The 21,293-nt window shown below is 58.9% G+C and carries 21 protein-coding genes; 13 read left to right on the top strand and 8 right to left on the bottom strand.

All coding sequences use genetic code 11. The features are described from left to right. Window positions 1-228 precede the first annotated feature (228 nt). Window positions 229-783: an RNA polymerase factor sigma-70 gene (locus HUW52_RS11035; protein ID WP_016985448.1), complete on the top strand. Its 555-nt coding sequence runs from the start codon at window positions 229-231 to the stop codon at window positions 781-783. 133 nt (window positions 784-916) lie between these two features. Here the strand turns inward: HUW52_RS11035 and HUW52_RS11030 are convergent, their stop codons facing one another. The 3 genes from HUW52_RS11030 to HUW52_RS11020 all read right to left on the bottom strand — a co-directional run bounded on the left by HUW52_RS11030 (window position 917) and on the right by HUW52_RS11020 (window position 3,530). Beyond that, the gene (locus HUW52_RS11030) at window positions 917-1,930 is read right to left on the bottom strand and encodes a GNAT family N-acetyltransferase (protein WP_175553641.1); all 1,014 of its coding nucleotides are present in this window, start codon (window positions 1,928-1,930) and stop codon (window positions 917-919) included. A gap of 86 nt (window positions 1,931-2,016) precedes the next feature. After that, window positions 2,017-2,814 carry an ABC transporter substrate-binding protein gene (locus HUW52_RS11025; protein ID WP_049802137.1) on the bottom strand — a complete coding sequence of 266 codons (798 nt, stop codon included), beginning with the start codon at window positions 2,812-2,814 and terminating at the stop codon, window positions 2,017-2,019. 92 nt (window positions 2,815-2,906) lie between these two features. Then, window positions 2,907-3,530 (bottom strand): TetR/AcrR family transcriptional regulator, encoded by a 624-nt coding sequence (locus HUW52_RS11020; protein ID WP_016985451.1) that lies wholly within the window; start codon window positions 3,528-3,530, stop codon window positions 2,907-2,909. 184 nt (window positions 3,531-3,714) lie between these two features. Between HUW52_RS11020 and HUW52_RS11015 the strand changes: the two genes are divergently transcribed. From HUW52_RS11015 to HUW52_RS10980, 8 genes are all read left to right on the top strand, one after another. After that, on the top strand, window positions 3,715-5,499 hold the full coding sequence (locus tag HUW52_RS11015; protein WP_175553640.1) for an acyclic terpene utilization AtuA family protein: 1,785 nt from the start codon (window positions 3,715-3,717) through the stop codon (window positions 5,497-5,499). 12 nt (window positions 5,500-5,511) lie between these two features. Further along, window positions 5,512-6,381: an SDR family oxidoreductase gene (locus tag HUW52_RS11010; protein WP_175553639.1), complete on the top strand. Its 870-nt coding sequence runs from the start codon at window positions 5,512-5,514 to the stop codon at window positions 6,379-6,381. 3 nt (window positions 6,382-6,384) lie between these two features. Continuing rightward, complete coding sequence (atuC, locus tag HUW52_RS11005; RefSeq protein WP_175553638.1) at window positions 6,385-8,001, top strand: geranyl-CoA carboxylase subunit beta; 1,617 nt, start codon at window positions 6,385-6,387, stop codon at window positions 7,999-8,001. A 30-nt stretch (window positions 8,002-8,031) separates the two neighbouring features. Next, complete coding sequence (atuD, locus tag HUW52_RS11000) at window positions 8,032-9,189, top strand: citronellyl-CoA dehydrogenase (protein ID WP_175553637.1); 1,158 nt, start codon at window positions 8,032-8,034, stop codon at window positions 9,187-9,189. Next, window positions 9,186-9,983 (top strand): enoyl-CoA hydratase/isomerase family protein, encoded by a 798-nt coding sequence (locus HUW52_RS10995; RefSeq protein WP_016985456.1) that lies wholly within the window; start codon window positions 9,186-9,188, stop codon window positions 9,981-9,983. Before atuD ends, HUW52_RS10995 begins: the two co-directional genes overlap by 4 nt. Before the next feature lie 119 nt (window positions 9,984-10,102). After that, window positions 10,103-12,064: an acetyl/propionyl/methylcrotonyl-CoA carboxylase subunit alpha gene (locus HUW52_RS10990; RefSeq protein WP_175553636.1), complete on the top strand. Its 1,962-nt coding sequence runs from the start codon at window positions 10,103-10,105 to the stop codon at window positions 12,062-12,064. Window positions 12,065-12,134: 70 nt separating this feature from the next. Then, on the top strand, window positions 12,135-12,677 hold the full coding sequence (locus HUW52_RS10985; protein WP_175553635.1) for an exonuclease domain-containing protein: 543 nt from the start codon (window positions 12,135-12,137) through the stop codon (window positions 12,675-12,677). Window positions 12,678-12,782: 105 nt separating this feature from the next. Further along, window positions 12,783-13,067, top strand: a complete 285-nt coding sequence (locus HUW52_RS10980) for a pyrimidine/purine nucleoside phosphorylase (protein WP_003226701.1) — start codon at window positions 12,783-12,785, stop codon at window positions 13,065-13,067. Window positions 13,068-13,139: 72 nt separating this feature from the next. On the opposite strand, the gene HUW52_RS10975 is transcribed toward HUW52_RS10980, so the two are convergent. Together HUW52_RS10975 and HUW52_RS10970 are read right to left on the bottom strand one after the other, a co-directional pair. Further along, window positions 13,140-13,946 (bottom strand): MOSC domain-containing protein, encoded by an 807-nt coding sequence (locus HUW52_RS10975; RefSeq protein WP_175553634.1) that lies wholly within the window; start codon window positions 13,944-13,946, stop codon window positions 13,140-13,142. 101 nt (window positions 13,947-14,047) lie between these two features. After that, on the bottom strand, window positions 14,048-14,983 hold the full coding sequence (locus tag HUW52_RS10970) for a chemotaxis protein CheV (RefSeq protein WP_007908676.1): 936 nt from the start codon (window positions 14,981-14,983) through the stop codon (window positions 14,048-14,050). A 454-nt stretch (window positions 14,984-15,437) separates the two neighbouring features. Here HUW52_RS10970 and HUW52_RS10965 point away from each other — a divergent pair, with 454 nt between their 5' ends. From HUW52_RS10965 to HUW52_RS10955, 3 genes are all read left to right on the top strand, one after another. Continuing rightward, window positions 15,438-15,908 (top strand): hypothetical protein, encoded by a 471-nt coding sequence (locus HUW52_RS10965; protein WP_016985460.1) that lies wholly within the window; start codon window positions 15,438-15,440, stop codon window positions 15,906-15,908. Window positions 15,909-16,383: 475 nt separating this feature from the next. Continuing rightward, the gene (locus tag HUW52_RS10960; protein ID WP_016985461.1) at window positions 16,384-17,277 is read left to right on the top strand and encodes a sensor histidine kinase; all 894 of its coding nucleotides are present in this window, start codon (window positions 16,384-16,386) and stop codon (window positions 17,275-17,277) included. Continuing rightward, complete coding sequence (locus tag HUW52_RS10955; RefSeq protein WP_016985462.1) at window positions 17,274-17,933, top strand: response regulator transcription factor; 660 nt, start codon at window positions 17,274-17,276, stop codon at window positions 17,931-17,933. Before HUW52_RS10960 ends, HUW52_RS10955 begins: the two co-directional genes overlap by 4 nt. Here the strand turns inward: HUW52_RS10955 and yegS are convergent. Then, a complete protein-coding gene (gene yegS, locus HUW52_RS10950; protein ID WP_175553633.1) occupies window positions 17,917-18,834 on the bottom strand; it encodes a lipid kinase YegS in 918 nt (305 codons plus the stop codon). The genes HUW52_RS10955 and yegS overlap by 17 nt on opposite strands. Before the next feature lie 315 nt (window positions 18,835-19,149). Between yegS and HUW52_RS10945 the strand changes: the two genes are divergently transcribed. Further along, on the top strand, window positions 19,150-19,458 hold the full coding sequence (locus HUW52_RS10945) for a hypothetical protein (protein ID WP_016985464.1): 309 nt from the start codon (window positions 19,150-19,152) through the stop codon (window positions 19,456-19,458). Between the two features lie 59 nt (window positions 19,459-19,517). Here the strand turns inward: HUW52_RS10945 and glp are convergent, their stop codons facing one another. Next, the gene (gene glp / locus HUW52_RS10940; RefSeq protein WP_016985465.1) at window positions 19,518-20,744 is read right to left on the bottom strand and encodes a gephyrin-like molybdotransferase Glp; all 1,227 of its coding nucleotides are present in this window, start codon (window positions 20,742-20,744) and stop codon (window positions 19,518-19,520) included. Further along, entirely contained in the window at window positions 20,728-21,267 is a 540-nt protein-coding gene (moaB, locus tag HUW52_RS10935) for a molybdenum cofactor biosynthesis protein B (RefSeq protein ID WP_016985466.1), read from the bottom strand. Before moaB ends, glp begins: the two co-directional genes overlap by 17 nt. Between the last annotated feature and the right edge of the window lie 26 nt (window positions 21,268-21,293).

Raw genomic sequence — 21,293 nt, 5'->3', positions numbered from 1 at the left:
TCACCAATGAGAACGGATGACGTCTTGAAATAATTAGTCGGCAGGCTGGATCGCCAATGGGGCTGGGGTGTGGCGGCGTGTCGCAGTTCTCAGAATGCACTGTTGTGGATCATTAATTCTCTTTCTCAATTGACAATCATTATCATTCAACATAATTTGTCGCTCGATGTGTAGGACGGCCCCGCCCCCCAGGCGTCCCACTAACCTATTGGCAGCAAGGTGATTTCCATGACGGAACAAGTATCCACAAGCAGGTGCGATTCACCGCTACTTCAGGCATTCGTCGACAATCGGCTGATTCTGGTCAAGATTGCAGCCCGCATTACCGGCTGCCGCTCGCGCGCCGAAGATGTGGTGCAGGATGCGTTTTTCCGACTGCAGTCGGCGCCACCGATCACTTCGTCGATCAAGGCTCAACTGAGTTATCTGTTCCAGATCGTGCGCAACCTCGCCATCGATCACTACCGCAAACAGGCGCTGGAACAGAAGTACTCCGGCCCTGAAGAGGAAGGGCTGAATGTGGTCATCCAGGGTGCTTCACCGGAAACCTCGCACATCAACTTCTCGACCCTGGAAAACATCGCCGACGCACTGACCGAACTGCCCAGCCGCACTCGCTATGCGTTCGAGATGTACCGCCTGCACGGCGTGCCGCAAAAGGATATCGCCAAGGAACTGGGCGTTTCGCCGACCCTGGTCAACTTCATGATTCGTGATGCGCTGGTGCACTGCCGCAAGGTCTCGGGCAGTCGTCGGGATGCGGTGATTGCGGGCCGTCGTTAAGACCTGAATTCGGCGTCAAGCCATTCGCGAGCAAGCTCGCTCCCACATGGGTTCTGCGTACACAGATCCAATGTGGGAGCGAGCTTGCTCGCGAAGACGGCCTCAAGATCACAGAAATCCTGAAGCCAGATCATCACGCCAATTTGCACCGATCAAAAAACCGCTCACGCCCCAGGATCATCAGCGCCGCGCGCTTGTGCGGGAAGTCGAATTCCTTCTCGCAGTGGAAACACTGATTCTGCATATGGCCGATCATCTTCGCGTTGTCCGCCCGAGGTTCGGCGACCACGCGTTGCGTGCGCGGATCATCGAGAAACAGGTAATGCACCAGCGCCGATAACCAGCTCGCCACTTTGTGCGGCCCACGGTGATCCTCTTCACCGACCAGCATGTGAATACCGCGATCGTAATTGTCGGCGTCATAAAACGGCGCAATGCGATCTTCCTTGGCCCAGTAGGCTTCGAAATAGGCAAACGGCTGATCATCGAAACAACCGATCAAGGTCAGCGTATGCGGGTCAGCGTCGAGTTTGCTCAGGTACTCGCGATGCTTTTCGATACTGCCCTCCTCCTGCCAGAAACTGGCAACGCGCGGGCTGTTCTGCCAGCGGTTGAATCGCGGCAAGTCTTCTTCGATCTCGACCGTGCGCAAGGAAATCCACGCCCCCAGCCGCGCGTCGAAACGTCGATAGACTTCACCCCGCGGCTTCAGCGGTCGCAGCGGATGACGCTTGCCGGCACTGATGACCATTTGCTGCGGATAGCTGCCGGCCAGCGATGCACCAAGCCACGGCTGCGGGAGCTGCCAGAACAACGTGCGTTCGCAGCGGTACTCGCCCGCCACGTCGGTCGCCACCAGCAAACCGCTGAGCAGGGCTGCGGTCGGTGGCTGATCCAGTTGCCAGGTCAATTGCTGGCACTCAGGATCCCGGGCGAACAGCCAGTAGCAAGCAACCCATAGCGCCTGGCCCGGCGGCAGCGCAAAGCGCTCATCGAGCTGGATCGGCCCTTTGGCCTCACGGTCGAGGCGCAGACGAATCAGCGGTTGTCCGTCCAGACTCAAGCTCAGACGGCTTTCGGTGGCATCGGCTTGGAGTTGACTGCCCGAGGGCAACGCCAGGGCAGTCAGATCATTCAGATTGGACATGGGTCAGGCTCACGATAATCGTCGACAGTTCAACGAAGTGACGTGATCCGGGCGGGGAAATTTAGCTTGGTGCACAAATCAGTGCCTCAGCGGTGAAGCACCGGCACCACCGCAATCTTGTACGGATCGAAAATTTTCAGCATCTGGCCGTTGTCGCGCAAACCTTGCAGCATCTTGCCGAACGCCTCACCAGTGATCGGCGCCGTCGGGCGAAGAATGGCGTAATGGTGATAAACCTGATCGATGCGTTGCGACACCAGCAACTCGTCGCGCACCTTCTCGTTACGCAGCAGGTAATCGCTCAGGTACGAGCGGGTCACCAGGGCAATATCCGCACGCGAGCGCAGCACCATCAGCAGGTTACTGTCGTGGGAATAGGTCAGCGTGGCGTTGAAATTCTGCGCGAGGAATTTTGGGTCGGCATTGAAGTTGGCGAATTCGTAGTGATAACCGCTGAATAGCGCCAGACGCTTGCCGGTCAGGTCGGCAAAATAGTTCTGCTGACGACCGACTTCACGTTGTGCAACGAAAATCTCCGCGTCCTCAAGGCCCATGTCGACATCCGTATGGGGAATTTCCTTCCAGCCCCAATCGGGGTTCTCGAAAATCGCCATGTCGATCCGGCCCTGCTTGAAATCCCCGAAACGCCGCGGAATAGAGGTCGGCACCAGGACAAACTGATAGTCGCTTTGCAGGCGATTAAGGGCCTCGACCAGTTGCGGCAAGAGGCCTGTATCGGCACCGTTTTCCGGACGAATGGTGTAGGGCGGAAAATGCGCCGCGCCCACCCGAACCAGTTGCGCTGCCTGAACGGGCAATACCCATGATGCAGCCAGCGCTGCGAGCATCAGCCCCGCGGCCGTCCGGATTGGCAAAGACTTCAAAACACCCCACTCCCCGAAAAAATACCGATCAATGCATTCAAGCTAGGCGGTTTCGCCCAGTTAGCCAGTTTCCCGGCAGGATAGAAAGTCGCTCAACGCTCTTCGAGGACCAGAATCAGCGCCTCATCCGCCAACTGATCGAGGCTCAAACTGCCACCTGCACGGAACCAGGTGGTGGTCCAGGACAGTGCACCGGTGAGGAAACGTCGAGTAATAAATACATCACCGCGGATAAATCCGGCGTCCTTCGCTTCACCCAGCACTTGCAGCCAGATGTCTTCGTAGACATCGCGCAAGGCGAGCACCTTGGCCTGGCCATCTTCGGACAAGGAGCGCCACTCGTAGACCAGCACGGCCATCGCCTCGCCGCTGCCGCCCATGATCGATTGCAATTCGCAACGGATCAGCGCCAACACGCGCTCACGCACATTGTTGGCATCGGCCAGTGCGGCGCGCATCAATGCAGTGTTGTAGCGGATGGTTTCTTCCATGACCGCGCGGAGAATTTCATCCTTGCTTTTGAAGTGATGAAAAATACTCCCGGACTGGATGCCGACTGCGCCGGCCAGATCGCGCACCGTGGTGCGTTCATAACCTTTGTTACGGAACAGGTGAGCCGCCACTTGCAGCAGTTTGCCGCGGGCGCTGTCCGGGTCGGTCAACTGGCCTTGATCGACCAATTCGCGCATGACCCTCAGGGCTTTTTGCTCGTCCACCCGTTCTCTCCTACAGTCGATCAGTCTGTTGCCCCCTGAAACCGCAGGGTTGCGCGCAATTTAAGCCGCCAACGACGACCAAGCAAGCGCTTGGGCAGAAGATAGTTTCAACTGTTTACAAACCAAGCGCTTGCTTGGTAGCCTCCAGACACTTCTGTCGCAGGTTGCTGAGTCGGAGATAAAAATGCCAACCACCGTTCGCATCGGATGCGCCAGCGCATTCTGGGGAGATACGTCCACCGCCGCCGCGCAACTGGTGGAGGGCGGCAATCTGGATTATCTGGTGTTCGACTACCTCGCCGAGATCACCCTGTCGATCATGGCCGGCGCACGCATGAAGGACCCGCAGGCGGGCTTCGCCGGCGACTTCATCGAAATCCTCACCCCCCTGCTGCCGCAGTTGGCCGAGCAGAACATCCGCGTGATCAGCAATGCCGGTGGAGTCAATCCGCAGGCCTGCGCCAACGCCTTGCAAGCGGCCTGCGACAAGGCCGGCATCGACCTGAAAATCGCCGTACTGCTCGGCGATGATCTGCAACCACAACTAAAACACCTCAGCGGCATCAGCGAAATGTTCAGCGGCGCCCCGCTGCCGCCGATGTGCGTGTCGACCAACGCCTACCTCGGCGCACCGGGCATTGTCGAAGCACTACGACTGGGCGCCGATATCGTCATCACCGGACGGGTGGTCGACAGCGCCGTGGTCAGCGCCGCGCTGGTGCATGAATTCGGCTGGTCGTGGCACGACTACGACAAACTCGCCCAGGCCGCGCTGGCCGGGCACATCATCGAATGCGGCGCACAATGCACCGGTGGCAATTTCACCGATTGGCGTGAAGTGCCGGATTACGAACACATCGGTTTTCCGATCGTTGAGGTCAGCGCTGACAGCCAATTCATCGTCAGCAAACCCGAAGGTTCCGGTGGACTGGTCACACCGCTGACCGTCGGCGAGCAGATGTTGTACGAAATCGGCGATCCGCAGGCCTATCTGTTGCCCGACGTGGTCTGCGATTTCACTCAAGTCAAACTTCAGCAACAAGGCAAAAACGCGGTGCACGTGCACGGCGCCAAAGGCCTGCCGCCCAGTGCTAAATACAAGGTCAGCGCTACGTATCCGGACGGTTTTCGCTGCACCGCCACTTGCCTGATCGCTGGCATTGATGCGGTAGAAAAGGCGCAGCGCGTCAGTCAGGCAATCATCGCCAAGACTGCTGAGATGTTCAGCTTGCGCGGCTGGGGCCCCTACAGCGAAACCAACATTGAGCTGCTCGGCAGCGAAGCCACCTACGGCCCCCACGGCCGACGTCGCGACAACCGTGAAGTGGTCATCAAACTCGCCGTGCGCCACCCGAATAAACAGGCACTGGTGCTGTTCTCCCGGGAAATCGCCCAGGCCGCCACCGGCATGGCACCAGGCCTGACCGGCATCGTCGGTGGGCGGCCGACGGTGTACCCGGTGATCCGGCTGTTTTCGTTCCTGATCGAAAAAAGCGCCTGCACCTTGCACATTGATCTGGCGGGTGAACGTCATCCTTGCGCCCTGCCCTCATTGGTCGCGCTCGACAGCGAAGATTTGCCGATTGCCCAGCAACCGCCGAAACCTCAGGGTCGCGCCGATGCCAGTGTGGCGCTGGTGAAACTGGCCGTCGCGCGCTCCGGAGACAAGGGTAATCACAGCAACATCGGCGTCATGCCTCGCAAACCCGAATACCTGCCGTGGATCGCCGAAGCGCTGACCCCGGCGGTGATGGTCGACTGGATGAGTCATGTGCTCGATCCGATCCACGGCCGGGTCGAGCGCTGGTACCTGCCCGGCACCCACAGCCTGAATTTTCTTTTGGAAAACGCACTCGGCGGTGGTGGCGTGGCCAGTCTGCGCATCGACCCGCAAGGCAAAGCCTTCGCCCAGCAACTGTTGGAAATCCAGATCCCGGTGCCACAAAGCATCGCCGAACAGCTCGACTAGAGGAGGGTTTGCATGGCTTACGCGTCGATTTTCACCGCCGGTCTGTTCAGCGGCCAGAGCATTATCGTCACTGGTGGCGGCAGCGGCATCGGTCGCTGCACCGCGCATGAACTGGCAGCCCTCGGCGCCAATGTGCTGCTGGTCGGGCGCAAGCCGGAGAAACTGCAAAAGGTTGCCAGTGAAATCGCCGAGGACGGTGGCCGTGCACATTGGAAAGCCTGCGATATCCGTGATGAAGAAGCGGTCAAACAACTGGTCAAGGAGCTGATCGCCGAGCACGGGCCGATTCATGGTCTGGTCAACAATGCCGGCGGCCAGTACCCGTCGCCATTGGCGTCCATCAATCAGAAAGGTTTCGAAACCGTGCTGCGCACCAATCTGGTCGGCGGTTTTCTGATGGCGCGGGAAGTGTTCAACCAGTCGATGAGCAAACACGGCGGCAACATCGTCAACATGCTCGCCGACATGTGGGGCGGCATGCCCGGCATGGGCCACTCGGGCGCGGCGCGCTCGGGCATGGACAACTTCACCAAGACCGCCGCGTTCGAATGGGGTTATGCCGGGGTGCGGGTCAACGCGGTGGCGCCGGGCTGGATTGCCTCCAGCGGCATGGACACATACGAAGGCGCGTTCAAAGCGGTAATTCCAACCCTGCGTGAACATGTACCGCTCAAGCGTATTGGCACCGAATCGGAAGTCAGCGCCGCCATCGTGTTTCTGCTCAGCCCGGCGGCGGCGTTCATCAGTGGCAGCACCTTGAAAATCGACGGCGCGGCCAGCCTCGGCAGCCGTGCATGGCCGTTGCACAAAGCCACTCACAGCGAGTCGTTCAATGGTTTCCACCGGGCGTACCTTCCCGATGTCCTCAAGGACAAGGAGTAAGCCATGCCGCAGATCCACTCCCAACTCGACCCGCACAGCGAAGCATTTGCCCGCAATCGTACGGCGATGCTCGCGGCCATTGAACACGTACAGCAACTGGAACAAAACCTGCTGAACAAGGCCGTCGAAGCCAAAGCCAAATTCGACAAACGCGGGCAACTGCTGCCGCGCGAACGCCTGAACCTGTTGCTCGATCCTGGCGCGCCGTTTCTCGAACTGGCCAGCCTTGCCGGCTACAAATTGCACGACGACAAGGACGGCAGCGCGGCCGGTGGCGGGTTGATTGCCGGTATCGGTTACGTGTCCGGCATCCGCGCGATGGTGGTCGCCAATAACAGTGCGATCAAGGGCGGCACCATCTCGCCCAGCGGTTTGAAAAAGTCTCTGCGCCTGCAACAGATCGCCCAGGAAAACAAACTCCCGGTGATCACCCTCGCCGAAAGCGGTGGCGCCAACCTCAATTACGCCGCCGAGATTTTCGTCGAAGGCGCGCGCAGTTTTGCCAATCAGGCGCGGATGTCGGCACTGGGTTTGCCGCAGATCACCGTGGTACATGGCTCAGCCACGGCGGGCGGTGCTTATCAACCGGGGTTGTCGGATTACGTGGTGGTGGTGCGCGGCAAGGCCAAGCTGTTTCTCGCCGGTCCCCCATTGCTCAAAGCGGCCACCGGTGAAGTCGCCACCGACGAAGAACTCGGTGGCGCCGAGATGCACGCACAGGTCGCCGGCACGGCTGAATACCTCGCTGAAAACGATGCCGACGGCGTGCGTCTGGTGCGTGAAATCCTGCGCATGCTGCCATGGAACGAGCAACTGCCATGGCTGCCGGAGCCGCAATACAAAGAGCCGCTCTACCCAATCGAAGAACTGCTGGGGTTGATCCCCGACGATCCGAAAAAGCCTTATGACGTACGCGAAATCATCGCGCGCATCGCCGACGAATCCTGCTTTCTCGAATTCAAGGGCGAGTTCGATCAACAAACCATCTGCGGCCAATTGAAGATCCAGGGCCGCGCCTGCGGTTTTATCGGCAACAACGGCCCGATCACCCCGAACGGTGCAAGCAAGGCTGCACAGTTCATTCAGTTGTGCGATCAGAGCCAGACGCCGCTGCTGTTCTTCCACAACACCACCGGCTTCATGGTCGGCACCGAATCGGAACAGCAAGGCGTGATCAAACACGGGTCGAAACTGATTCAAGCGGTGGCCAATGCGCGGGTGCCTAAACTGACCATCGTCGTCGGCGGCTCTTATGGCGCGGGCAACTATGCGATGTGCGGGCGCGGCCTCGATCCGCGCTTCATCTTCGCCTGGCCGAACAGCCGCACGGCGGTGATGGGCGGCGCGCAGGCCGGCAAAGTCTTGCGCATCGTTACCGAAGCCAAGCAGTTGAAGGACGGCCTGACGCCAGACCCGAAAATGCTCGACATGCTCGAACAGGTCACCGCGCAAAAACTCGACAGCCAGTCCACCGCGCTCTACGGCAGCGCCAATCTGTGGGATGACGGGCTGATCGATCCACGCGACACGCGCACCCTGCTCGGCTACTTGCTGGATATCTGCCACGAGGCCGACATTCGCACGTTGCAACCCAACAGCTTCGGCGTCAGCCGCTTCTGACCGCCACGGATTCTACGGAGAACAAGAACAATGATCTTCACCCCGGAACACGAAGCCCTGCGTCGTACCGTCCGCCAGTTCGTCGAGCACGAGATCAATCCGCACGTCGAAGAATGGGAAAAGGCCGGCCGCTTTCCCATCCACGAGATTTTCCGCAAGGCCGGCGACCTCGGTTTGCTGGGGATTTCCAAACCGGAGAAATTCGGCGGCATGGGTCTGGACTACAGCTATTCGATTGTCGCGGCCGAAGAGTTCGGCACCATTCATTGCGGCGGCATTCCGATGTCGATCGGCGTGCAGACCGACATGTGCACCCCCGCCCTCGCCCGCTTCGGTTCCGATGAATTGCGTGAAGAGTTCCTGCGTCCAGCGATCAGCGGCGAGCAGGTCGGCTGTATTGGCGTTTCCGAAGTCGGCGCTGGCTCCGACGTCGCCGGGCTGAAAACCACCGCGCGCAAGGACGGCGACGACTACGTGATCAACGGCAGCAAGATGTGGATCACCAACTCGCCGAGTGCTGACTTCATTTGTCTGCTGGCCAACACCTCGGACGACAAACCGCACATCAACAAGTCGCTGATCATGGTGCCGATGAACACGCCGGGGATCAGCCTCAGTTCGCACCTGGACAAGCTCGGCATGCGCAGTTCGGAAACCGCCCAGGTGTTTTTCGACAACGTGCGCGTACCGCAGCGCAACCGCATCGGCCACGAAGGCGCCGGGTTCATGATGCAGATGCTGCAATTTCAGGAAGAACGTCTGTTCGGTGCGGCGAACATGATCAAAGGCCTGGAGTACTGCGTCGACAGCACCATCGACTACTGCAAGGAGCGCAAGACCTTCGGCAATGCGCTGATCGACAATCAGGTGATCCACTTTCGCCTCGCTGAATTGCAGACCGAAATCGAATGCCTGCGCGCGCTGGTCTATCAGGCCACCGAGCAGTACGTGAAAGGCCAGGACGTCACGCGGCTGGCGTCGATGGCCAAGCTCAAGGCCGGGCGCCTCGGCCGCGAAGTCAGCGACAGCTGCCTGCAATATTGGGGCGGCATGGGTTTCATGTGGGACAACCCGGTGGCCCGTGCCTATCGCGATGTACGGCTGGTCTCGATTGGCGGCGGCGCCGACGAAATCATGCTGGGAATCATCTGCAAACTGATGGGCATCCTCCCGGGGAAAAAGAAATGAGCAGCCTGCCGCAATGCCAGACGCTGCTGCTGGAACTGCATGGCGGCGTGCTGCACATCACCCTCCATCGGCCGGAAAGCCGCAATGCAATGAGCCTGCAGATGGTCAGCGAACTGCGCGCGGTGCTGGCGGCTGTGCGCGATGACCGTACTGTTCGGGCGTTGGTGCTCAGCGGTGCCGGTGGGCATTTCTGTGCCGGTGGCGATATCAAGGACATGGCCAGCGCTCGCGCTCAAGGCACCGAGGCTTATCGCGTTCTGAACCGGGCATTCGGCGCCCTGCTGGAAGAAGCGCAGCACGCGCCGCAAGTGCTGATCACGGTGCTGCAAGGCGCGGTGCTCGGCGGCGGTTTGGGGCTGGCGTGTGTCAGCGACATCGCGATTGCCGATCATCAGGCGCAATTCGGTTTACCGGAAACCAGCCTCGGCTTGCTGCCGGCGCAGATTGCGCCGTTTGTGGTGCAGCGCATCGGCCTCACCGAAACCCGTCGGTTGGCACTGACCGCCGCACGTTTCGATGGGCACCAGGCGCGCCGTCTGGGGCTGGTGCATTTTGTCGAGCAGGATGCGCAGGCGCTTGCCGAGCGGCTCGATGAGGTGTTGCAGCATGTGCTGTGTTGCGCGCCGGAAGCGAATGCGATGACCAAGAAATTGTTGTTGGCCAGTGCCGGGCAGCCTTCGAGTGAATTGCTTGATGACGCGGCTCGGTGGTTCAGCGAGGCGGTGACTGGCGATGAAGGTGTGGAGGGAACCATGGCATTCATGCAGAAACGCAAACCTCGGTGGGCCTCTTAAAAGCTTCGCGAGCAAGCTCGCTCCCACATTGGATTTGTATCGTTCATAAATCCCCTGTGGGAGCGAGCTTGCTCGCGAAGAGGCCAGCACCTGCGACGCAACTTCTGAGGAAATAGCCCATGCCCGCCATCCACAAAATCCTGATCGCCAACCGCGGTGAAATCGCCTGCCGCATCCAGCGCACCGCCCAGGCCTTGGGCTATCGCACCGTCGCCGTCTTCAGCGATGCCGACGCCGATGCCCTGCACGTAAAAATGGCCGATCAAGCCGTTCACATCGGCCCGTCCCCTGTGCAGCAGTCGTACCTGAACATTCCGGCGATCCTCGACGCCGCCCATCGCAGCGGCGCCCACGCGATCCATCCCGGCTACGGCTTTCTCTCGGAAAACGCCGATTTCGCCCGCGCCTGCGAACAGGCTGGTTTGACCTTCATCGGTCCCAGCGCCGAAGCCATCGAATTGATGGGCAGCAAACGTCTGTCGAAAATCGCCATGCTCGACGCCGGCGTGCCCTGCATCGCCGGTTATCAAGGTGCCGAACAGGATGACGCCACCCTGCTGCGTGAAGCCGAGCGCATCGGCTATCCACTGATGATCAAGGCCAGTGCCGGCGGGGGTGGGCGCGGCATGCGTCTGCTGCACAATGCCGCTGATCTGCCGGCGCAACTGCGCACCGCGCGTTCCGAAGCATTGAACGGTTTCGGCAGCGACGAATTGATCCTCGAACAGGCATTGATCGAACCGCGGCATGTCGAAGTGCAGTTGTTCGGCGATCAGCACGGCAACCTGATCTATCTCGGCGAACGCGACTGTTCGATCCAGCGGCGCCACCAGAAAGTCATCGAAGAGGCGCCTTGCCCGGTGATGACCGCCGAACTGCGCCAGGCCATGGGTGAAGCCGCGCTGAAAGCCGGGCGTGCGGTGAATTACGTCGGTGCCGGCACCGTGGAGTTTCTGCTCGACGCACGTGGGCAGTTCTACTTTCTGGAGATGAACACGCGTCTGCAGGTCGAACACCCAGTGACCGAACTGATCACCGGTCTTGATCTGGTGGCGTGGCAAATATTGGTTGCCGAAGGTCAGCCATTGCCGCTGACTCAGGATCAGGTCCAACTCAACGGGCATGCCATGGAGGTGCGCCTCTACGCCGAAGATCCAGCAGAGGATTTCCTCCCGCAAACAGGCCGGGTCGAGGCGTGGGCACCAGCGCAACAGCACGGCGCGCGAATCGATCATGGCCTGTTTGCAGGGCAATCGGTCAGCGCGTTTTACGACCCGATGCTCGGCAAACTGATCGCTTTCGGCGCCACTCGCGAAGAGGCTCGGCGCAAATTGTTGCGCGCAGTACAGGACACGGTGTTATTGGGCGTGCAAAGCAATCAACGCTTGCTCGCCGGCCTGCTGCAACATCCGCAATTCATCAGCGGTGAATTCAGTACCGCGTTCATTACGCAGCACTTCAGCGATCACCAATGCCTGCATCGCTACGTTCCCGATGCCGAGGAACTGGCCATTGCAGCGCTGCTTTTCTATCAGGCCAGCGCCCTCTCCCACCGCGCGCCGCTCACCGGCTGGCGCAACAACGCCAGCGTGCCACTGCATTATCACCTCGGCCTCGACGATCAGAACTGGACAGTGCAACTTCTCGCGCAAGCGCAAGGCCCGTTCAACGTACAGATAGGCGAACGCACGATTGAATTGAAACTCATCGACCGTGACGCGCATTCACTGACACTGGAAATCGACGGTCTACGCCAGCGCCACGCCTACCACCTGAATGGCGAGCATGTCTGGTTGTTCACCCATCCCGGAAGCTTGTGCCTGGAGGATCGAACTCACGCCGTGATCGACAGTCAGACCAGCGTCAGTTCCGGCACCTTGAAAGCACCGATGGACGGCGCCATCGTCGACGTATTGGTCAGTGAAGGCAGCCCGGTCAGCAAAGGTCAGTTGCTGGTGGTACTGGAGGCAATGAAAATGGAGCATCCGCTCAAGGCCGGCATCGACGGCGTGCTCAAGCGGGTGCAGGTCAAGGTCGGCGATCAGGTAAAAAATCGTCAGGTTCTGTTGCAGGTCGAGTAGTCACCCACACACCCATGCGGGTTTTGACTACGCTCTGAGTTATCAGAACGCGGAAATCAGGAACCCTGCGATGCCCCACTGGCTGGTCATAGATCTGGAAGCCACTACCGACGAGGGTGGCTGGCCGGTCACCGAAATGGAAATTATCGAGATCGGCGCCACGTTGGTCGATCGCGCCGGGCGCGAGCAGGATCACTTCCAGCGCTTCGTCAAACCGACACGGCGGCCGTTGCTGACGCCTTTTTGTCGTGAACTGACGCACATCACTCAGGCCAATATCGACTCGGCGCAAGTGCTGACCGAAGTCTGGCCGGCGTTCGAACGCTGGCTCGCCCAGCATCAATCACGTCTCGAGGGCTGGGCCAGTTGGGGTGATTACGACCGCAAGCAATTGTTGCAGGAGTGGCAGCGTCTGCAAATCGACAGTGGCTTGAGCAAAGTGCCGCACATGAACCTCAAACAACGCTTCGCCAAGGCTCGGCGCCTCGAACGGCCGCTGGGCCTTAACGGCGCACTGCAATTGGCCGGCATGCAGTTCAGCGGTCAACAGCATCGGGCGCTGGAGGACGCGCGCAACACCGCGCGACTGTTGCCACTGGTATTGCCACTCTAGGGTCAATTCGAGAACTCACTGGACAGACGCCGGGCAGGTGACGGCGTTGAACGCCTTGTGCATACTGGCCGCCTCCCTTTTTCAGCCCCTTTTGAGGAATCGCCCATGTTTAAAGTCAACGAGTACTTCGACGGCACCGTCAAGTCGATCGCCTTTGGCACCGCTGAAGGTCCGGCGACCATCGGCGTAATGGCCCCGGGCGAATACGAATTCGGCACCGCTCAGCGTGAAATCATGCACGTGGTGTCTGGCGCACTGACCGTCAAACTGCCTGACAGCAGCGACTGGGAAACCTTCGCCGCTGGCAGCCAGTTCAACGTTCCGGCCAACAGCAAGTTCCAGTTGAAGGTGGCGGTCGACACCGCTTACCTGTGCGAATACCGCGGCTAAAGCAACGGTTTCACTGCACCAAAAAAAATGCCCGTGTCCAAGGACGCGGGCATTTTTCGTTACGGTGGCGGATTACTCGAGAATCTCCACCGGCATGCCTACCTCGAGTCGACCATTGCTGTCATTCACCAGATTCTGGCCGAACATCGCGCCGTCGGCTTGAGCGCGATATTTCTGCAAGGTTGCCAGCGGCTCACGATCAGCACTGCGCTCACCGGTTTGCGGGTCGATAGTGGTGAGAATGCAGCGCGAGCACGGCTTGACCACGCGGAACTCGACATCGCCGATGCGAATGCGCTTCCAGCCGTCCTCGGCGTATGCCTCGCTGCCCTCGATCACCAGGTTCGGCCGGAAGCGCAGCATTTCCAGCGGACGACCGACTCTGTCCGAGAGATCCTGCAGGGACGCCTCGCCGATCAACAGCAGAGGAAATCCGTCGGCGAACGCGACCTGATCATCCTCGTTGCCATAGCCAGCCTGTGTGGTGCGGGCACGGTTCAGCGGCACCTGCACCAGACGGGTTGGCTTGCCGATGAAATCACTGACCCAGCGCGCTGCTTCTTCACCGGCATCCGGCACGCGCAAAGTGTCACGCCAGATCGTCACACCGCGCAGTTCGGCGTCATTGCCCGGCAAAGCGATGTCGATGGGAGAGTGTTCAGGTGCGCTCAAGGTCAGACCACCCTGCGCATTCCACAGCGCCGACAACTGACTCATCTTCGCTTCGGCGCGTTGGGTCAGGAAGCGGCCGCTGGCTTCGTCCACGAGCATCCAGCGTCGGTCGCCATCAAGCCCCAGCTTGTCGAGGTCAACGTTTTGCAGCACATCGACTTTGCCAGATTTCAACGGGTAACGATAAAGCGCGCTCAGACGCAGCATGGCCAGCTCCCTGGAGGATAAAAACGCCACCCTATACGAGCTTTATCCGCGAATCAAAGCCAGAGTTTTGTGCAAAGCAAATCCCCTGTGGGGGGTGATGGTCAGGCCGGGACTTCGTCGAGCATCAGGCGCTGGCGCACCACGTCGACCAGTTTGTCCGGCTGAAACTTGGAGAGGAAGTTGTCGCAACCGACCTTCTTCACCATCGAGTCGTTGAAACTGCCGGACAGCGAGGTGTGCAGCACCACGTACAGACCACGCAGACGCGGGTCGTTGCGGATTTCGGTGGTCAGGCGATAGCCGTCCATTTCCGGCATTTCCGCATCAGTAAAGATCATCAGCAGCTTGTCGGTCATGTTCACGCCTGTATCGGCCCAGGCCTTGAGCATGTTCAGCGCCTTCAGGCCATCGCTGGCAATGTGCATTTTCACGCCGAGCTGACCGAGGGTGTCACGCAGTTGCGAGAGTGCCACGTTGGAGTCGTCCACCAACAGCACTTCACGGCCACGGGCGCGTTCCAGTACCGGATCTTCAAGCTTTTCACGCGAGACTTTGGCGTTGTACGGGACGATTTCAGCGAGGACTTTCTCGACGTCGATGATTTCCACCAGTTGATCGTCGACCTTGCTGATCGCGGTCAGATAATGCTGACGCCCGGCGCTGGTCGGCGGCGGCAGAATGGCTTCCCAGTTCATGTTGACGATGCGATCCACGCCACCGACGAGGAAGGCCTGTACCGAGCGGTTGTACTCGGTGACGATGATCGTGCTGTTCGGACCCGGCACCAATGGACGCATGCCGATCGCCTGCGACAGATCGATCACTGGCAAGGTCTGACCGCGCAGATTGACCACGCCGCAGACGAACGGATGACGCTGCGGCATCAAGGTCAGCTTCGGCAGTTGCAGCACTTCCTGAACCTTGAACACGTTGATCGCGAACAACTGACGCCCGGCCAATCGAAACATGAGAATTTCCAGGCGATTCTCACCCACCAGTTGCGTGCGTTGGTCTACCGTGTCGAGAATGCCGGCCATCAATGACTCCTGGGCTTGTTCTGATGAATTCACTATGTGAGGTTATCGGCGGCAAATGGCGATTCTTGATTGCCAAACCAGACCCCGTCAAAAATGCCATGATCGGGCATTGATGTCACATTAACATCATGCTTTACTGGCGCAGTGATTTTCATCTGCTACATTCTCTGCGGCGCGACCTCGGTTTGCACGGTAGGTTCCCGCGCCTAAGGGATTCCCCTAGTAACAATCAGGCCCAACCTGATATTCGCAATATCCAATAGCCATTAATGTGACGCCATTCTCATTGCATGAACGGAGTCAGGCTATTGTGTGCGATCGCAATTCAGCGGAAACAAGCCCTCTGGAACCCCTCAGTCTGTGCACCTGCACGTCTGGGCGCGATCTCCCGACGATCCATGACCGTCGCCACAAATGGCATTCCCCCATCAGACATGACGTTGTGGAGATAAGCATGCCGATCGACCGTAAAGAGTGGGCGCAAAGGTTCCCCGAATTTCTTGTCGAGGCTGAAACGCTCCTGGCCAAGTCTGAAGAATGCCTCAGCCATCTGCAGTTGATCAGCAATGACAAGGACGCCATCGACTGCATGCTCAGCACCCTCCTCAAGCTCGCGAGCAGGGCTGAAGCACTGGCGCTTGAAGCCATTTGCGAATTCTCCCTGCACATCTACAGCTTGCTCAATCTGGCGCAGGACCACGTTGACCTGCACGAACAAGCCCTGGATGCCTTGAAGGATTGCTTTACGTTAATGGCCTGGCAACTTGAATTGGTCGATCAGAGCACCGGGCAGCTGAGCCTTGATGAAAGCGAGCAGATTTCGCTGATTGAAGCGTTCGCCTTCCAAGTCGGCCAGCCTCAATTTCAGCCAGCCCTTTCTCCCAAACGTTTGCCTCTGCCAAGCTACGCGGAACGACAAGCCTGACAGGACGCCTGCCTGTTCAAGGAACTCGTTGCCTTGCACAGCCCATGTCGTTATTGAATAGTTCATACCTGCCAGCGACAAATCGAATTAAATAATCACGCCTGACTCAAGCGGATATTTTTCGCCGGACTCAGGGTTTGCCTGTGTCTGAAGAGCACAACTTCAGGTAACGCCGATATCTTTTAATCGACTTCTCCACTATGGAACTCGCGTCCAACATGGCGTAATTCCTGACCCTTTGGACATATATAGCAAACGCGACCAACGGTATGTTAAGTGGTATTATGCCGCCCACTAGTTGCTTTCAAGTTAATGGCACAGTGACTTCAGAGACAGCCATCCAGCAAAGTTGGCGGCCCAATACATTTACTGAACCGCGTTGAAATCAATAACATAATTGACAGCATTTTCAGACAGAGATCCGCCAGCCACCGGCCGGTCTGCCCGCAGCGAACATCCATTGGCTCCATCCGTTATGTACGCCAGCCTCAAGTCAATATCCACATGGCCACCCTCCCGGGAAAACGCACGCCGGTTCACGCTCATTCTGTGTGTGGCAGCCACACTCGGGAGCCTGTTGACCTACGGTTTTTCCGCGCAACTTTGCCTGGGGCTGCTATTGCTGAACATTGCAGCCACCGCCTGCGTCTGGGTGCAATATCGGCTGTCACGCAAATCGATAAAATTTCAGCCGCAGGAACTCGCTGATCGCCTCCTGGAAGTCCAGGAAAACGAACGTCACCGCCTCAGCCGAGAGTTGCACGACGATATAGGCCAACTGCTGACCGCCGCCAAACTGCAGAGCGAGTGGCTCAAGCGACGCATGCCGGATGACCTGCAGGAACAATGCACAGCGCTGTGCGACACGCTCGAAGAAACCCTCAACAAGGTGCGCGACGTTTCGGCCATTCTCAATCCACGCCAGTTGACCAGTCTGGGTCTTGAGGCGAGCCTGCGTGCGCATCTGCTCAAGACAATGGCCAATACCAGCGTGCACTGGAGCCTTGATTGCCAGCAACGCCTCAACGGCATTCCGGAAGAAATGGCCGTCGCCGCCTTTCGCATCACCCAGGAGGCAGTGACCAATATCCTGCGACATGCGCAAGCGAAGAATCTGGTGATACGCGTACAGCGCCTGCCGAAAGGCTTGACGCTGATGATCAGCGATGACGGTCTGGGGTTTGCCCCGGCGGCCAATCCTGGTCGTGAAGGACAGCGGGGCATGGCCGGGATGGCCGAACGGATCGAGCAATTGGGTGGCACCCTGAGCGTCGTCAGCGAGCCGGGCAAAGGCACTCGAATCGAAGCACTTTTCCCCTGGGCGCCCCGTGCACTCGAGCGGGCCAGTACGAATAAGGTTATGCGTTGACTTGCAACTTACTTCTGGTGGATGACCACTCGCTGATCAGGGCCGGCGTGCGTGCTCTGGTTATGGATATTCCCGGTTACGCGGTGATTGGCGAAGCCAATGACGGCTCGCAACTGCTCGAAATGGTCGAGCAACTGAGCCCCGATATCGTGCTCCTGGATATATCCATGAAAGAAACCGGCGGCCTTGAAGCCCTGCAACGGCTCAAGCGTGTGCGGCCGCAAAGCAAGGTGCTGATCCTGTCGATGCACACCGACCCGGCGTTGATCATGCAGGCGCTGGAGTCCGGCGCCTATGGCTACCTGCTGAAGGACACCACAGCCACTGAACTCGAACACGCACTGGAGGCCTTGCGCAACAACGAGCGCTATTTGAGTCCTGCCATCGCCCACACCGTGATCAACCAGGCATTGACCCGCAATCAGAAGCAGCAGCCGGAAACCGCCGACTCGCACAACCTGACCGCGCGACAACTGGAGATCCTGCGCCTGATCGTGCGTGGCAAATCCACCCGGGAAATCGCCAACGGACTGGGCCTGAGCATCAAAACCGTCGAGACCCACCGCTCGCAGATCATGAAGCGTCTGCAAATCTACGACGTAGCAGGCCTGGTGCTGTTCGCCGTACGCGAGCAGATCATCAGTCTTGATGACTGATTGACGATTTAATGGTCAATAGCGGCGAGTCCTTTGGCAGATGGATCTGCAGCGCCGCCGGACGCGCCTCGAAACGCATGCTGTCGCCTTCCAGCGGCTCACCGTCAAGATTGATGTAAAGCCCTTCGGACATTTTGATTTCGACCCACGGCAATCGGGTTCGCACGAACATGTTGTCGATGCCGAAACCGTCGCTCAGCAGGTTCTTCAAGGTCCCGACAAGCTCCTGGGGCGCCGGCAGAATGCTGATATCCAGCAGTCCATCGTCGGCCAGCGCTTGTGGGCACAACACATGCCCGCCTCCGGCCTGACGGCCATTGCCAATGCCCAACGCCAGCAGCTCGCCGCTCCAGTGAAAATCAGGGCCTTGCAACTCGCCGTAAGCGGCATGCAGTTCGCTGAATCGGGACAAACCAGTGAACAGATATGCCGCTCCCCCGAGTACTTTTTTCAGATCCTCTGAAGTATTGGCGGTGACCTGACTGCCGAAACCACCGGTGGCCATGTTGAGGAAAATTTGCCCGCCCACCTGACCCAGATCAATATCACGCGGCGCCACCTCCAGAAGCTCAAGGGCCTCCGCCGGATCCAGCGGAATGCCCGCGGCACGGGAAAAGTCGTTGGCGGTTCCCAAAGGCAAAAGTGCCAGGCTGGCTTTGTGCGGATGCGCCGCGAGTGCTTCGGCAATGTCGCGCAACGTGCCGTCGCCACCTCCCGCAATAATCTGTGTGTAACCCTCCGCCAGTGCCTGCTCCACCCATCGCTGGGCATCCCCCGCCTCCCAGGTCAGGCGCACAGCCAGTTCCCAGCCTTGTTGGCGCTTGTTCTCGACCGCGCTGCGAACCTCATCGTTGAGTGCCTGCTTGCCATGCAGAATCAACAGTGCCCGGCGTTCACTCATAGCGTCACTCCCTGAATTGAATCGGTTAGGTCATCTTGACCGCTGAAGCACCCAAAAGAGCCGCCTGCGGCCTAATTAATTCAAGCCCGGGAGAGCGGCGTCCTACATAACCGGTATTTTTTCTTACAAAACATGAGGAATCGGCTCAATTGACCACGCATGGCCATTGGTTCACCGTGTGCTGGCGGTATCAATCATCAATCCAACAACACAAGGAAGTGCAGGCAATGAATGGATACGCCCCTAGGGCTCAGGACAATTCGATCCGTATAAACGTCGGCCAGCATGCATTTGAAGCAACCAGTGGATGTTTTTATGCCAAGCCATGAAGCCAGAATTCCAGTGAACCCGGTCGCCCCTCTCGGCGAAAGTCGCGCGAATCAAAAGCCCAATTTCAAAAACAGCGCCAAGACCACCGGAGAAGTTCATATGGAACCTCGTGTGACCGAACTCGAAACCCATTTGAAATACATTCGACGGGACATGGACGAAGTCCGCAGTGACGTCAGAACAATCAAACACCGCCTGGCCTACTCCGCAGGCGCGACCGCGGTAGTGCTGGGTCTGTTGGGTTGGGTGGCGAATAGCCGATTCGACCAGCTTGTGACACTGGTCAGCAGCTGACCGAATTGCACACGCAGGTGTCGGCTGAGTCGTCCGGCACCTGCACACGCACAACGGGATCAGCCGAGAAGGTCACTCAGCGGAATAAATGCGACCTGGTCTCCTTCGCTCAGCGTGCGGCCCTCCAGGACCTCTACCAGACCGTCCGCCCAGGCTGCGCTGCGTAGCACACCGGAACTCTGATTGCGGTAGACAATCGCCCGCCCTTGCTCGAGACGTCCTCGCAGGTATTCACGGCGATTGCCCGCAACGGGCCAGGCAAAGCCCGCCGGCACCGGGAATTTCAGAGGCTCGACGCCCTGCACACCCTGACGACGCAACAGATAAGGCCGAGCCAGCAGCGCAAAGGTCACCAACGTAGATGCCGGGTTGCCCGGTAAGCCGATGACCGGCACATTGCGAAAATGTCCGAATGTCAGCGGTTTCCCGGGTTTGATGGCCAACTTCCAAAGGGCCAGCTCGCCCTCTTCCCGTAAGGCTATGCCGAGAAAATCAGCTTCACCCACCGATACACCACCAGTGGAAAGTATCAGGTCAACATCCTGCAGATCCGTCAAACGGGCACGGGTCAAGGACAGATCGTCCGGGAGAATTCCGGCATCGATCACTTCACAGCCCAAACGTTGTAACCAGCTGCACAGAACCACGCGATTGCTGTTGTATATCTGCCCAGGTCCCAGCGGCTGACCCGGCTCGACCAATTCGTCGCCGGTGGAAATCACCGCCACTCGAACTTTGCGTACCACCTTCACACCAGCGCAACCCAATGACGCGCAGAGGCCTTGCTCGATAGGACCGAGCCGGGTGCCAGCCGTCAGGATCAACTCGCCTGCGGTTGTTTCCTGGCCTTGCGGGCGAATGTTCTGCCCGACTGTCATCCGTTCGACGAAGCGCACGCAGCCATCGGCCTGAACCTCAGCGTTTTCCTGCATTTCTACACAATCGGCACCCGCTGGAACCGGTGCACCGGTGAAGATCCGCACACAAGTTCCAGGCTGCAAGGGTTCAGGAAATTGTCCGGCAAATACCTTTTGACTGACCGGCAGTGGGGTGCCCGTCCAGTCCGCCAGATTCAGGGCATAACCATCCATGGCACTATTGGGCCAGGGCGGTAGATCCAGGGTTGAAACCAGATCTTCGGCCAGCACTCGACCCTCGACCCGAGCCAGCGGCAAAAACTCATGCTCGACGATGGGCGAGGCCTCGGCCATTTCCAGCAGGCGCGCCAGCGCTACCTCGACCGGCATCAACGAGCCCGTTTTGCCCGTTTTACCCGCGCGATTCACAAGGTGCCGCCTGTTTCAAATGAGGTACGAAATTGCATGGTCGATGGCGGGCGTCCAGTTGCTCACCAAGAATGCCATCCCATCCTGTACGCACAGCATTGGTCGAACCTGGCAGGCAGCAAACCAGCGTGCCATTGGCCAGACCGGCCAGCGCTCGGGATTGCACGGTCGAGGTACCGATATCAGCCACAGATATCTGCCGGAACAACTCGCCGAAACCATCCACTTGCTTGTCGAGCAGGCACGCCACGGCTTCCGGCGTGCTGTCGCGACCAGTAAAACCGGTGCCACCGGTGATCAGCACAACTTGCACAACATCGTCGGCGATCCAGCTGGCAACTTGCGCGCGAATTTTATAGAGGTCATCTTTAAGCAGAACCCGCTCCGCCAGATAGTGACCGGCGGCTGCCAAGCGGTCGACGAAGACTTGGCCTGAGGTGTCGGTTTCCAGGGTTCGGGTATCACTGACAGTCAGCACCGCAATATTAAGCGGCACGAAAGGTACATCAGCCTTGGCTTTCATAGGCTCGTCCAGTTGTAGGAGAAACA

Origin of the sequence: Pseudomonas sp. 43A, from assembly GCF_013363935.1 — a bacterium.
Classification (GTDB): domain Bacteria; phylum Pseudomonadota; class Gammaproteobacteria; order Pseudomonadales; family Pseudomonadaceae; genus Aquipseudomonas; species Aquipseudomonas crudilactis.
The sequence above is the reverse complement of the archived record's forward strand: the minus strand, read 5'-3'. Positions and strand labels throughout refer to the sequence as shown.